This is a genomic window from Clostridium culturomicium, from assembly GCF_000821305.1.
In the GTDB taxonomy this organism is placed as follows: Bacteria; Bacillota; Clostridia; order Clostridiales; family Clostridiaceae; genus Clostridium_J; species Clostridium_J culturomicium.
On sequence record NZ_CCXK01000017.1, the window covers coordinates 689,911 to 702,796 of the forward strand.

The following is a 12,886-nucleotide window of genomic DNA, read 5'->3' on the forward strand; positions in this document are numbered from 1 at the left end:
TTGATGTAGTATTTAATTATATATATGTTAATTTATAGGTAAAAATAAGGAGGAGTTTAGAATGAAAATAGCAAGGGATTTACTTTACACTAACAATCATGAATGGGTAAAGGTTGATGGGGAGAAGGCATTTATTGGTATTACAGATTATGCACAAACACATTTAGGGTCTATTGTATTTATAGATTTACCAGGAGAAGGCGATGAATTTGATGCTAATGACATACTTTCTGCTGTAGAATCAGTTAAAGCTGCATCTGATGTGTATATTCCTATATCAGGAGAAGTTATAGAAGTTAACACAGACCTTGAAGATAATCCTGAGTTAGTAAATAAAGATCCATATGAAAATTGGATAGTGGCAGTAAAAATGAGTAATAAAGATGAAGTAGATGAATTATTATCACCTGATGATTACGAAAAATTATGTGAGAAGTTGTGTAAGGAGGTATAATATGTTTCCATATATACCCAACACTAAAAGTGATGAGAAAATAATGCTACAAGATATGGGATTAGAATCCACAGAACAACTTTTTGAATGTATACCTGAAGAACTGCGTTTAAATAGAAAGTTGGACTTAGGGGAGCCTTTATCTGAATATGAACTTACAAAGTATATGAGTGAACTTAGTAATGAGAATAAGAGTTTAAAAGATTTAGTTTGCTTTTTAGGAGCAGGTGCTTATGATCACTATGTACCAGCTTTAATAGATCATCTTCGTTTAAGGTCTGAGTTTTATACAGCTTATACACCTTATCAACCTGAGATAAGTCAAGGAACATTACAAGCTATATTTGAATATCAAACATTAATTTGTAATTTGACAGGAATGGATGTTGCTAATTCTTCAATGTATGATGGCGCAACTGCATTGACAGAGGCGGGAATGATGTCTGTAAATATTACTAAAAATAAAAAAATACTTATTTCAAAAACAGTACATCCTGAGTCTATAAAGATATTGAAAACCTATGCTAAGGTTAAGGATATAGAGGTAGTTGAAATTGACCAAGAGGATGGAGTAACTAATATAGAGGAATTAAAGAGATTAGTAGATAATAATACTGCTTCAGTTATTGTGCAGAACCCTAATTTCTTTGGAATTATAGAGGATTTAAGTGAAATCGAAAAAGTTACTCATAGTACAAAGAAAGCAAAGTTAATAGTAAGTGTAGATCCTATTTCTCTCGGTATTTTAAAGGCTCCAGGTGAAATTGGTGCGGATGTTGTAGTAGGTGAAGGACAATCATTAGGGAACAGTCTTAGTTTTGGTGGACCTTATTTAGGATTTATGGCTGCTAAGAGAAATATAATGCGTAAATTGCCAGGAAGAATAGTTGGTAAAACTGTAGATGTAGACGGTAAAGTAGGATATGTTCTTACATTACAGGCAAGAGAACAGCATATTAGAAGAGAAAAGGCTACATCCAATATATGTTCTGATAAATCATTGAATGCTTTAGCAGCAGCTATTTATCTTTCCACTTTAGGAAAGCAGGGAATAAGAGAGGTAGCGCTTCAAAGTACTCAGAAAGCTCATTATGCTTTCAATGAAATCACTAAATCTGGTAAATATAAACCTGCATTCAATAAGCCTTTTTTCAAAGAATTTGTAATTGAAAGTGATATAGATAATAAGGTAATAAACAAAGAATTAATGAAAAACGGTATATTAGGCGGATATGATTTAAGTAAAGATTTCCTCCAATGGGATAATAAAGCCTTGTATTGTGTGACTGAAAAGAGGACAAAACAAGAAATTGATAAATTATCAGAAGTATTGGAGGGACTAAAATGAGAGATTATAACAAGACAATTTTTGATATCTCAAAACCAGGAAGAGTAGCCTATTCTTTACCTAAGTGTGATGTGCCAGAATTAAATCTTGAAGATATTATACCAAGAGATTATTTAACTGATAGAGAATTAGAATTACCAGAGGTTAGTGAAGTAGATGTTGTAAGACATTTTGTTGCTTTATCAAAAAAGAACTATGGTGTAGATTTAGGATTTTATCCTTTAGGATCATGCACTATGAAATACAACCCAAAAATTAATGAAAATATGGCAAGGTTAGATGGGTTCTCAAATGTTCATCCCTATCAGGCGGAAGAAACAGTTCAAGGTTCTTTAAAACTTATGTATGATTTAGATATTATGTTATCTGAAATCTTAGGTATGGAAAAAGTATGTTTGCATCCAGCAGCAGGAGCTCATGGCGAACTTACAGCTTTAATGGTTATTAAGGCCTATCATAATAATAGAGGAGACTTTAAAAGAACAAAAATCATTGTTCCAGATTCTGCCCATGGTACAAATCCAGCTAGTGCAGCAGTAGCTGGTTATGAAGTTGTAGAAATTAAATCTGATTCTAATGGTTTAGTTGATATTGAAAGTTTAAGAGAGGTATTAAATGATGAAGTAGCAGGTCTTATGCTTACTAATCCAAATACTCTTGGACTATTTGATACAAATATAAAATTAATAGCAGATTTAGTTCATGAAGCTGGAGGACTTCTTTATTATGATGGTGCCAATTGTAATGCAATTATGGGTATAGCAAGGCCTGGAGATATGGGCTTTGACGTAGCACATCTTAACTTGCACAAAACATTTTCTACGCCTCATGGTGGAGGTGGTCCAGGAAGTGGTCCAATAGGAGTTAAAAAGGATTTACTTCCATTCTTGCCAGTACCAATAGTAGAAAAAGAAAATGATAAATATAAGCTTAATTATGATATTCCTTTATCAATAGGCAAAGTTAAGAATTTTTATGGTAACTTTGGCGTTATGGTAAGAGCATTCTCTTATATTCTTACAATGGGTGCTGACGGATTAAAGAAAGCAAGTGAAATGGCTGTTTTAAATGCTAATTATATTATGAATAAATTGAAACATGATTATAATTTACCAATGGACACAGTGTGCATGCATGAATTTGTCTTAGCTGGATTAAAAGATTGTCCAAGTGATATTTCTACCTTAGATGTAGCTAAGAGATTAATTGATTTAGGGTATCATCCACCAACAGTTTATTTCCCGCTAATTGTTCATGAAGCACTTATGATTGAACCAACGGAAACAGAAAGTGTGGAAACCTTAGATGAATTTGTTAATGCAATGATTACAATTGCTCATGAGGCAAAAGAAAATCCAGAAATTTTAAAAGCAGCACCTCAAAATGCACCTTCAAGAAGACTTGACGAGGTTAAAGCAGCAAAAGAAGCTGTGGTTAAATGGGAAAAAGAATAAAATTAAGTAAATATCTAATAAATAATAAATAATAAATATTAAATAAACTAAAATATTGCCGGAGAGTTTTTAAAACTTTTCGGCAATAAATCCATAGTTGACTAGTTAAGCAAAGGTAAAAGAAAATGAGTGATTGTTTTTAAAGGAAATTAAAAAGGGAGGGTACTATTATGGATAAGGATATTATCGTAATTGGAGGAGGACCTGGTGGATATGTAGCCGCTATCCGTGCAGCACAATTAGGTGCAAAGGTAAGTGTAATCGAAAAAAGAGATTTAGGTGGGACATGCCTTAATAGAGGGTGCATACCTACTAAAGTATTATGTAAAAACGCTGAGATACTTCATACTTTAAATCATATAGAGGATTTTGGAGTAAAAGTAAGTGATTACAGTATTGATGTTGAAAAAATTCAACAAAGAAAAGGTGAAGTAATAGATAAGTTAGTTGGAGGAGTCTCAACTCTCTTACAAGCTAATGGGGTAGATGTATTAAGGGGAGAAGCAGTCATAGAGGATAAAAACACTGTTAGAGTAAAACTTCAAGAAGGTGGAGAAAAAGAAATAACAACTAAGAACCTTATTATAGCCACTGGCTCCGAAATATCTATGCCACCTATTTCAGGAATTAATCTTCCAGGGGTTATTGGCACTGATGAATTATTGGAATTCAAAGAAATTCCGAAAAGACTTGTGGTAATTGGAAGTGGAGTTATAGGTATAGAATTTGCTAATATTTTTAAAAATTTAGGTTCTGAAGTTACAATATTTTCATCAAGATTATTAAAGAGAACAGATAGTGATATATCTAAGAGGTTTACAGCTTATATAAAAAAGCAAGGTGTGAAAGTTAATAACTTACGAGCTTCAGAAATTTGTAAAACAGATAATGGGCTATTGGTTAAAGGACAATCTCCAAAAGGTGAAGTTGAAACAGAAGCTGATGTAGTTTTAGTTGCTTCTGGTAGGGTACCATGTTTTGGAGGGATAGATTTAGAAAGATTAGGAATTGAATATGATGAAAAGGGAATTAAGGTAGATGAGTATTATGAAACTAATGTAAAAGGCATATATGCCATAGGTGATGTTATCGGAGGAATGATGCTTGCACATGCAGCCTCTAATGAAGGGATTAAAGCTGTTGAAAGAATAATGGGTGTTTTACAGGCTCCAGATAATGCAGTTGTACCTGATTGTATTTTTGCGAGTCCAGAAATAGCATATGTAGGTTTAACAGAACAACAGGCAAAAGAAAAAGGGTTAGATTATGAAGTAAGTAAGTTTATGTTTGGTGCTAATGGAAAGGCTTTAGCTTTAGGGGAACCAGATGGTTTTGTGAAGGTTATAGCAACAAAAGAAGAGAAGATAATTATAGGGGTTCATATTATGGGACCTCATGCATCAGACTTAATTCATGAAGGAACATTAGCCATAAGTAAAAAACTAAATGCAAGGGATATAGCAAGTACTGTTCATGCTCATCCAACATTGTCAGAAGCATTTTATGAAGCTGTTCTTGGACTTAATGGAGAAGCTATTCATATGGTGCCAGCAAAAAGATAAATATAAAGATAAATATAAAATAAAGATAAATATAAAGATAAACTAGTTTAAGGAAACACGTTTATCTTTATATTTTTTGTTGATTTTTATTTTACAAAAATACATTCAATTAATTAAGGTTACTTAATTTTGCTCATATATTAAAATAATCCTTCTAGCAAGTCATCGATGGATATATTTGAAAAATAATCATTTATATTAAATGAAGAAAGGACTTTACGAATATCTTCAGGTGTATGATTTACTCCAATCAAAGCAGTTTCTATATGGCTAATATCATATTTACTAAAAAAATCTCCAAAGAATTTAGCATTATTTATAACTCCATTTTTAACATCTAAATTAAATTCAACAAGGCCAAATTTGTATTTTTTCTTCTTCTTTAAATTATACTTAGGTGATTTTCCAAAATTCCATTCCCAAGTTGAGTATTTATTTTGTGCCAGTTCATTAATTTTCTTTATATCATAAGCATTAAATTTATAGAGCTTACATTCTGTGTTTGTTTCTAAAATATGCTGCATTATTATTTCGCTAAAATCAGAAATATATAAAGGGCTTTTTAAATAATCGCTTATATTTGTTACTCTGCTGGAAACAGATTTTACACTTTTATCTTGGAATTTAGCAGGATCTACATTTAATGCATTATTTAGATGCTGCAGATCACAGGAAAAAAGGAGAGAACCATGATGTAAAATTTTGTTTTTATACTTACACTGAGCATTTCCAGAAAACTTTTTACCTTCGATAGTTAAATCATTTCTCCCAGAAAACTCTGCATTAACAGAAAGATTTTGAAGAACATCTATAATTGGCTGAGCAAATTTTTTGAAATTAGTGAAGTCTGAAAGCTGATTATTAGCTATAAAGGTGAAGTTCAAATTACCTAAGTCGTGAAATGTAGCCCCTCCACCTGATAGTCTTCTTACAACACATAGATTTTCTTTTTTAGCATAGTCTATATTTATTTCAGATAAAGTATTTTGATTTCGCCCTACTATTAATGCTGGTTTATTTATCCATAGCATAAAACAATCCTCAGTAAAATTTTCAAGCATATACTCTTCAGATGCTAGATTAAAATATGGGTCTGTGTTGGAGTTATTTATACAAATCATAGTGTACTTGGTTGTGAAAAATCACAACTCAAGATTTCCACCTGCCTTTCTTTTAATAATATTCTAATAACATATTGATTTAAGTAGGTTTAGAAATCATAGAATATGGATTTTAGCTCATTACATAAACCTTATTATAAGGTGATGAGTGCACAATAATATATATGTACTATCAAGGATTTTATGTGATTAAATATAAAATAAGGTAAAATATATAGAGGAGGTTACGTTAAGTATAGAAGAAATTAGCAAGAAATAATTTTATAATAGATAGGATTTTAATTCCTATCTTATTTTTATAAAGTATAATAATTATAGGACAAAAGTAAGCTTAAAAAGTCGGGAGATGAATCTTTCAGGATGGTAAGATTAGATTAACGAATTGCAGGGGAGATAAAAATTATGGAATGGATTGAAAGTATTAGAGAAGCTATTTCTTATATTGAAGAGAATATTACTAAGGATTTATCCGTGAAGGAAATTGCAGATAGGGTAAATATTTCACCTTTTTATTTTCAAAAGGGATTTGGAATGTTATGTGGCTATTCATTAAGTGAGTACATTAAGGGAAGAAGACTTGCACTTGCCGGCAGTGAGGTTTTATCTACTGATGGAAAAATAATAGACATTGCAATAAAGTATGGATATGATTCTCCAGACAGCTTCACTAAAGCTTTTACAAGATTTCATGGAGTTACACCAACTGCGGTTCGTAAAGAGGGTGCAATGATAAAGTCCTTTGTTGCCCTTAAAATCAAATTTTCGTTGGAAGGTGGATATATTATGGATTACAAAATAGTTGAGAAGGATGCATTTAAGGTTATAGGAGCCGCTAAGAAGTTTAAGTATGAGTCAGCATTTATAGAGGTACCTTCATTCTGGAATGAGCATATATCACAAGGAAGATTAAAGGATATATGCGGAATGTATGGCATTAACATTGATGAGGAAATGGGTGGCAATGAATTTGAGTACCTTATTGCAGAGGATTATTCTAAGGAAAAAGAAGGGATGGAAGGATATATAGTTAAAACCATTCCTAAGTTTACTTGGGCTGTGTTTCCTTGTCATGGATCAGGCCCAGCATCAATTCAAGAAACTAATAAGAAAATATTTTCAGAGTGGTTACCAAACTGTAGAGATTATGAGATTGCTGCAGGATACAATATAGAAATGTATAGTGATCCAAGTGACTATGAAAAGGGGATTACAGATGAAAATTATTATAGCGAAATTTGGATTCCAGTAAATAAAAAATAGGACTTAATTAAGATGTGAAAAATGAAGGTACTGAAAAAGTTTAGGTTTTCAGTACCTTCATTTATATTACATCTTATCTACTAAGACTAGCTAACATCTCTATAGAGGATGCCTCTTGATGGTTAAAAAAAGAGCTTTCTCTTTTATCTAGATCGGAGATTTTATTCATGTCATCTTCACTTAATTCAAAGTTGAAAATATCTATGTTTTGTTTCATTCTTTCTTTACTTACTGTCTTTGCTAGTGGAACAATTCCTCTTTGAAGTAACCACCTTAAAATAACTTGGGCAACTGATTTACCATACTTGTCTCCAATTGTTTTTTAAGTAAGATTATCAAACATTCCATTTTTACCTTCAGCAAAAGGAGCCCATCCTTGTAGCTGTACCCCATACTTGTTGTTAACTTCCGCTGCTATTAATTGTTGGTGGAATGGATTAATTTCAATTTGGTTTACAGCAGGTGTAACTTCATTAAATAAAGCCAGGTCGACTAAACGGTCTGGATAGAAGTTTGATACTCCTATTGATTTAATTTTACCTTCCTTATGTAAATCCTCCATAGCTCTGTAAGTCCCATAGTAATCATTTACTGGCTGATGGATTAGAACTAAATCCAAATAATCTAACTTCATTTTCTTTAGAGATTCTTCAATAGACTTCTTTGCTTTTTCATATCCAGCATTACTAATCCATACCTTAGTAGTAATAAATAATTCTTTTCTAGGCACTGGTGATTTAAGAATAGCTTCTCCCACAGCATCCTCATTTCCATAGGTTTGCGCTGTATCAATTAAGCGATATCCAGCATCAATAGCATCCAGCACAACCTTAGTACATTCTTCTTTATCTGTTATTTGAAAAACTCCAAATCCAACTTTAGGCATCTTTATACCATTATTTAAAGTTACATATTCCATTTTAATTTCTCCTTTATTTTTAATATTTTATGGCCTATAATAATGCTACCAGTAGGTAGTAGCTACCGAGCAAGAGTTTTTATTAATTTAGGGGGAATTTTTATGTATACAACAAAAGAAGCTTGTGAACAAGTTGGAATATCTTACGAAACATTAAAATTTTATTGTAAAGAAGGTTTAGTGCCAAATGTGAAAAGAGATAAAAATAACTATAGAATCTTTGATGAAAGGAATATTGCGTGGTTAAAAGGCTTGCAATGCCTAAGAAAGTGCGGCATGAGTATTAAGGATATCAAATTGTATATGAATTATTGTATAGAAGGTTCTTCTACAATTCCTCAAAGAAAGGAGATGCTTGATAAATTAAAAGACTCTTTATTAAATAAAATGAATGAACTTAATGAGTGTCTTAATTATATCGACAATAAACAAGCTTTCTACGATGATGTGCTGGTTGGTAAGATAGAATATATAAGTAATTTAATTGATGTAGAAAATCTTTAATTATACCTTCTGTGATAGTGATGCTAGTCTGAACCATTAAATTTTTGATTTTGAAAATATACTTATTATAACTAAGTATTTGAAGATAATATCAGCCTTAACATAGAATTCTAATATAAAGAATATAAACGAAAAAACTGTACTTGTGTAAATACTCTACTACTTAAAATAGAAGGTAGGGTATTTTTATTTTTTAATTTAATGGCATTGCACATTAATTAGTAAGGTAGTTCAGTAAAAGTAAATGTATTATTATGTAAAAATATGTTATAATAGCATTAAAATGTTGGTATGGGAGTTAGGGGTTTATCAAATCAACTAATAAGTATTAATGTTTATTTAGTATTTTTTCTAAACCAACTACAAACTAGATAAGTTCCAATTTGTCAAATAGATTTGAGAGGGAATATATGGACAAGTGGAAATGAAACCTGAAGGATATAATTCAATGGATTAAGTAAGTGTACAAGTAAGTACACCATATATATTGGGGGAGTGTTTGCAATGGAATTTAGAGTAATAGAGCTACCAGCCTTTAAAGCGGTATCATCTGGAGTAGATAAAAACTTTGATTTTTCTTCTACGGGTGTTTTGGGGAAATTTGATAGGTATTTTTCAGCTATTGTACCATCGCCAAGGGATAGTTTTTTACCTCGTGATTTTATGTTTTATGATGAGGAAAAACAAGGCATGGTATGGTGGTGGGCATTAAGTGAGGATATGGATAATGGCGGATATGAAGTTGTTGAATTTCATGGGGGCTATTATTTGACCTATGCTTATAAAGATGGTGATGAAGAGGCAAATGGAAGATTGTATGGGGAAGCATTAAAGTATATTGAGCAATCAGAGGATTTTGAACTTGATATACGTCCAAATCATTATGCAATGGGACATATTATCACCCCAGCTGAGGTTATTAAGGTTCAGGGATGGGCTCAGATGGAAACATTCATCCCAATTAAGTTAAAGAACAAATAATCATCTGAACTGACCAAATAAAAATTTGAAAGGATATTTAATATTATATGATATTAAAAACATTAGTTGAAAACACATCTGTTTCCTCTGATTATAAACATAAGCATGGTATGTGCTTTTATATAGAGACAGATAGTCATAAAATACTATTTGATTTAGGCAAAAATGGATTATTTCTTGAAAATGCAGAGAAAATGGGAGTTAACATTTCAGAGATTGATATTGTGATAATATCTCATGGACATGTAGATCATGGAGTGGCTTTAAAGATCTTTTTAGAAAATAACCATTCTGCAAAGGTCTATATTAGAGATAATGCTTTTGATAAACACTACATAAAACTTCTTGGATTTAATATTGATGTGGGACTCGATAGTTCCTTAAAATATCATCCTCAAGTAGTTTTAACTGGAGATACCATGGTGGTTGATCATGGTCTAACTCTATTTTCAAATGTTGAAACAAAAGAATGTTATTCTACATCCAATAATGCGTTATTTGCAAAAATGGGAAAAAATATATTAGTTGATGATTTTTCACATGAACAAAGTTTAATTATTTCTGAAAAGGGAAAGCAAATTCTTGTTGCTGGATGTTCACATACAGGAATAATAAACATCAAAAACAAGGCCGAGCAGATAGTAAATAATAAGATATCTTATATTGTGGCAGGTTTTCATTTGTATAATCCAGTATCAAGAAAAGTAGAAAGCAATACTTTGATACAAGAAATTGCAGAAAGGCTAAAGGATAATTCTACCTATTACGATACTTGTCATTGCACAGGAAAAAAAGCCTTTTATAAGATGAAAGAAGTTCTTTCTGAAAGGCTTGCTTACTTATCTACTGGTAGTGAAATTGAAATTTAAGTTCAAACATATAGAGTATAAATGCTAAAAAGAGGTGAATTTAACTAATGAAAGATATAGTAGCGAATTGAGTTATATATTTTTAGTATATTTACAAATCAATAAATTCCAAATTAGCAAAGAATGTAGAATTTTATTCTATGATTTGAAAGGAAGTATAATATGCAAGAATATAAAAGCAAAGAAGAATTGATTGATGAAATCTCAAACCGAGCAAAGCTATTTATTAATGAGTTTTCTGAGATTCAAGAAACAGACAAAGACAAACTGATTGACGGAGTGGATAGAACCCCTGCACAAATGATAGCTTATCAATTAGGGTGGCTTAACCTCATTATTGATTGGGAGAAGCAGGAACAACAAGGAATTAGAGTTATAACCCCAAGTGCTGATTATAAATGGAATAATCTCGGTGGGTTATATGAGAGCTTTTATAAGCAATACGAGAATTACAGCTTGCAGGAACTATGCAGTATGTTTGAAGAAGCAGAACAGAAGATTATAAAATTGACGGAAAGTTATACTAGTACTGAACTTTTTAAGTCTGGAGGCAGAAAGTGGGCCTCTTCAACACCTGCTAATTGGCCAATTTGGAAATGGATTCACATTAATACTGTTGCTCCATTTAAATCGTTCAGAAGTAAAATAAGGAAATGGAAAAAGCTAAATCAAAGCTTATAAATTCCAATTAGTATGGTGAATCAACTTTCATAGAACAATTTGATTATGTTACGAACTAAATAACAGAAACAAATCTTTGAAAATTGAACAGCACGTCCTCTACAATGCATGTTATAGTTGGTTCATAATAGTATCATATTGTGAACTAAATGACTTTTGAAAAGTTAATAATACCGTATTTAAATATTAAATGTAGTAAATAATATTTATGAGGTGAATAACATGAGAAAGAAAGCGATTTATATAGCAGCATTAATAATAGCTGTTATTATTTTTACTACAAATAATGTATATGCAAATACTCCTATTGAACCTATTAATAAAGTTTATAAGGAAGGAATTTATAATTTGGATAAAAATTATAAAGGTGAATATAATTTGCAATACAAATTTGTTAATAAAAATAGTGATTCAGCAATTATTGTATTGGATGAAAATGCTAATATAGTTTATAAAAATATAAACTGTAATAGAAAATGTAACGCTGGTACAATAACAAACAAGAATACTATTATAGTAATAACAGATGGAGAAGTAGAATTAGATTTTACTAAAATAAATTAGAGATTAAATTGCAAAAATACCGTATTATTCAAAATGAATCTACGGTATTTTTTTTGTACACAATTCAAATATATTGCAAAGTAAATGAAATTTAAATTTTAAAAGTTAAATAATACATTATTTAAAAAGGATGTTATAATAAATTCGTAATTGTATTAAATTGGAAGATATAAAATTTACATATGGAGATATATAATATGATTATATATTTGATTAGACATGGTAAAGATTATGAAGAATATCGTGGTGGATGGAGTAATTTGGGGTTAATTGAAGAGGGGATAAATCAATCAAAGAAATTAGCAGAGCATTTATATAATAATAAAGATAAATATAATATTAATACCTTAATTAGTAGTGATTTAAAACGAACAGTAGAAACGGTAAATGAAATATCTGTAAGGTTTAATATGCCTGTAAAGTTCTGTGAAGAGTGGAGAGAGATTAATAATGGGATGCTAGCAGGGATTTTGAATACGGAAGCAGTTGAAAAATATCCAGGTCTTTATTTTAACACTCTACAAATGGATGAACGATATCCAAGTGGTGAAAGTCCACTAGAATTTTATTCTAGAATCAAAAATGCATATAAAAAGCTTTGTGAGAAAATGATTAATTGTGAAATTGGTCCAAATGTAATGCTCGTTACACACAGTGGCGTAATTGATCTTATCTATTACATTATAAGTGGCTTAGAGTGGACAAATAAAAGTGTTAAATTATGCAGATCATACAATACGGGTATTCATAGCATTGAGTATATATCGGGTAAGTGGAAAATAATTGATTCTAATAATATAGAGCATCTGAATGATTAGGTTATTTGACTCATAATATGCAGATATTGCGAACTAATTTAAAAAATATGTTCTTTAAAAATTGAATAGTATGGTATTTACAAAATGTGCTATTATATATGATATAAAGGTATTAATGGGAGGAAAGATATATGGAGTTTGGTGGATGGTCATCATGGCAAGTTATAACATTAATAATCTGTATTGCTACAGCTATTGGATGTGGTGTAGTAGTTAGTCATAAAAAGAAAAAATAGTTAATAATATTAAACTATTATAAAAATACCGTATTATTCAGAAAAGAGTATACGGTATTTTTTTGTTCGCAATTCAATAATATTGTGAATTAGTTGATAAAGTAGTCACATTAAA

The 12,886-nt window shown here is 30.7% G+C and carries 12 protein-coding genes and 1 pseudogene; 11 read left to right on the forward strand and 2 right to left on the reverse strand.

From position 1 onward, the window contains the following. Positions 1–61: 61 nt before the first annotated feature. The 4 genes from gcvH to lpdA all read left to right on the forward strand — a co-directional run bounded on the left by gcvH (position 62) and on the right by lpdA (position 4,818). Positions 62–454 carry a glycine cleavage system protein GcvH gene (gene gcvH, locus BN1075_RS15585; RefSeq protein WP_040194155.1) on the forward strand — a complete coding sequence of 131 codons (393 nt, stop codon included), beginning with the start codon at positions 62–64 and terminating at the stop codon, positions 452–454. 1 nt (position 455) lies between these two features. Continuing rightward, positions 456–1,802, forward strand: a complete 1,347-nt coding sequence (gcvPA, locus tag BN1075_RS15590; protein ID WP_040194156.1) for an aminomethyl-transferring glycine dehydrogenase subunit GcvPA — start codon at positions 456–458, stop codon at positions 1,800–1,802. Beyond that, positions 1,799–3,256 carry an aminomethyl-transferring glycine dehydrogenase subunit GcvPB gene (gene gcvPB / locus BN1075_RS15595; protein ID WP_040194158.1) on the forward strand — a complete coding sequence of 486 codons (1,458 nt, stop codon included), beginning with the start codon at positions 1,799–1,801 and terminating at the stop codon, positions 3,254–3,256. Before gcvPA ends, gcvPB begins: the two co-directional genes overlap by 4 nt. A 170-nt stretch (positions 3,257–3,426) precedes the next feature. Further along, positions 3,427–4,818 (forward strand): dihydrolipoyl dehydrogenase, encoded by a 1,392-nt coding sequence (lpdA, locus tag BN1075_RS15600; protein ID WP_040194159.1) that lies wholly within the window; start codon positions 3,427–3,429, stop codon positions 4,816–4,818. Positions 4,819–4,958: 140 nt separating this feature from the next. Here lpdA and BN1075_RS15605 read toward each other — a convergent pair whose 3' ends face one another. Continuing rightward, a complete protein-coding gene (locus BN1075_RS15605; protein ID WP_040194161.1) occupies positions 4,959–5,939 on the reverse strand; it encodes a lipoate--protein ligase in 981 nt (326 codons plus the stop codon). A gap of 402 nt (positions 5,940–6,341) precedes the next feature. Here BN1075_RS15605 and BN1075_RS15610 point away from each other — a divergent pair, with 402 nt between their 5' ends. Next, the gene (locus tag BN1075_RS15610) at positions 6,342–7,199 is read left to right on the forward strand and encodes an AraC family transcriptional regulator (RefSeq protein ID WP_040194162.1); all 858 of its coding nucleotides are present in this window, start codon (positions 6,342–6,344) and stop codon (positions 7,197–7,199) included. Between the two features lie 73 nt (positions 7,200–7,272). On the opposite strand, the pseudogene BN1075_RS15615 reads toward BN1075_RS15610, so the two are convergent. Next, positions 7,273–8,118: pseudogene (locus BN1075_RS15615) on the reverse strand (aldo/keto reductase). Positions 8,119–8,220: 102 nt separating this feature from the next. Between BN1075_RS15615 and BN1075_RS15620 the strand changes: the two are divergent. The 6 genes from BN1075_RS15620 to BN1075_RS15645 all read left to right on the forward strand — a co-directional run bounded on the left by BN1075_RS15620 (position 8,221) and on the right by BN1075_RS15645 (position 12,535). Beyond that, a complete protein-coding gene (locus BN1075_RS15620; protein ID WP_040194163.1) occupies positions 8,221–8,622 on the forward strand; it encodes a MerR family transcriptional regulator in 402 nt (133 codons plus the stop codon). Between the two features lie 504 nt (positions 8,623–9,126). After that, entirely contained in the window at positions 9,127–9,603 is a 477-nt protein-coding gene (locus BN1075_RS15625) for a hypothetical protein (protein ID WP_040194164.1), read from the forward strand. 47 nt (positions 9,604–9,650) lie between these two features. Beyond that, positions 9,651–10,472: an MBL fold metallo-hydrolase gene (locus BN1075_RS15630; RefSeq protein WP_040194165.1), complete on the forward strand. Its 822-nt coding sequence runs from the start codon at positions 9,651–9,653 to the stop codon at positions 10,470–10,472. 162 nt (positions 10,473–10,634) lie between these two features. Next, positions 10,635–11,153: a ClbS/DfsB family four-helix bundle protein gene (locus tag BN1075_RS15635; protein ID WP_040194166.1), complete on the forward strand. Its 519-nt coding sequence runs from the start codon at positions 10,635–10,637 to the stop codon at positions 11,151–11,153. A gap of 222 nt (positions 11,154–11,375) precedes the next feature. After that, positions 11,376–11,717 (forward strand): hypothetical protein, encoded by a 342-nt coding sequence (locus BN1075_RS15640; RefSeq protein ID WP_040191082.1) that lies wholly within the window; start codon positions 11,376–11,378, stop codon positions 11,715–11,717. Positions 11,718–11,914: 197 nt separating this feature from the next. After that, positions 11,915–12,535: a histidine phosphatase family protein gene (locus BN1075_RS15645; RefSeq protein ID WP_040194167.1), complete on the forward strand. Its 621-nt coding sequence runs from the start codon at positions 11,915–11,917 to the stop codon at positions 12,533–12,535. Positions 12,536–12,886: the final 351 nt, after the last annotated feature.

Excerpts from the sequence above, each read along its gene's own strand:
- BN1075_RS15620 (WP_040194163.1), top strand. The coding sequence starts at position 8,221 with ATGTATACAACAAAAGAAGCTTGTGAACAAGTTGGAATATCTTACGAA.
- BN1075_RS15605 (WP_040194161.1), bottom strand. The coding sequence starts at position 5,939 with ATGATTTGTATAAATAACTCCAACACAGACCCATATTTTAATCTAGCA.
- BN1075_RS15625 (WP_040194164.1), top strand. The coding sequence starts at position 9,127 with ATGGAATTTAGAGTAATAGAGCTACCAGCCTTTAAAGCGGTATCATCT.
- lpdA (WP_040194159.1), top strand. The coding sequence starts at position 3,427 with ATGGATAAGGATATTATCGTAATTGGAGGAGGACCTGGTGGATATGTA.
- gcvPA (WP_040194156.1), top strand. The coding sequence starts at position 456 with ATGTTTCCATATATACCCAACACTAAAAGTGATGAGAAAATAATGCTA.
- BN1075_RS15630 (WP_040194165.1), top strand. The coding sequence starts at position 9,651 with ATGATATTAAAAACATTAGTTGAAAACACATCTGTTTCCTCTGATTAT.
- BN1075_RS15610 (WP_040194162.1), top strand. The coding sequence starts at position 6,342 with ATGGAATGGATTGAAAGTATTAGAGAAGCTATTTCTTATATTGAAGAG.
- BN1075_RS15640 (WP_040191082.1), top strand. The coding sequence starts at position 11,376 with ATGAGAAAGAAAGCGATTTATATAGCAGCATTAATAATAGCTGTTATT.
- BN1075_RS15635 (WP_040194166.1), top strand. The coding sequence starts at position 10,635 with ATGCAAGAATATAAAAGCAAAGAAGAATTGATTGATGAAATCTCAAAC.
- BN1075_RS15645 (WP_040194167.1), top strand. The coding sequence starts at position 11,915 with ATGATTATATATTTGATTAGACATGGTAAAGATTATGAAGAATATCGT.
- gcvH (WP_040194155.1), top strand. The coding sequence starts at position 62 with ATGAAAATAGCAAGGGATTTACTTTACACTAACAATCATGAATGGGTA.
- gcvPB (WP_040194158.1), top strand. The coding sequence starts at position 1,799 with ATGAGAGATTATAACAAGACAATTTTTGATATCTCAAAACCAGGAAGA.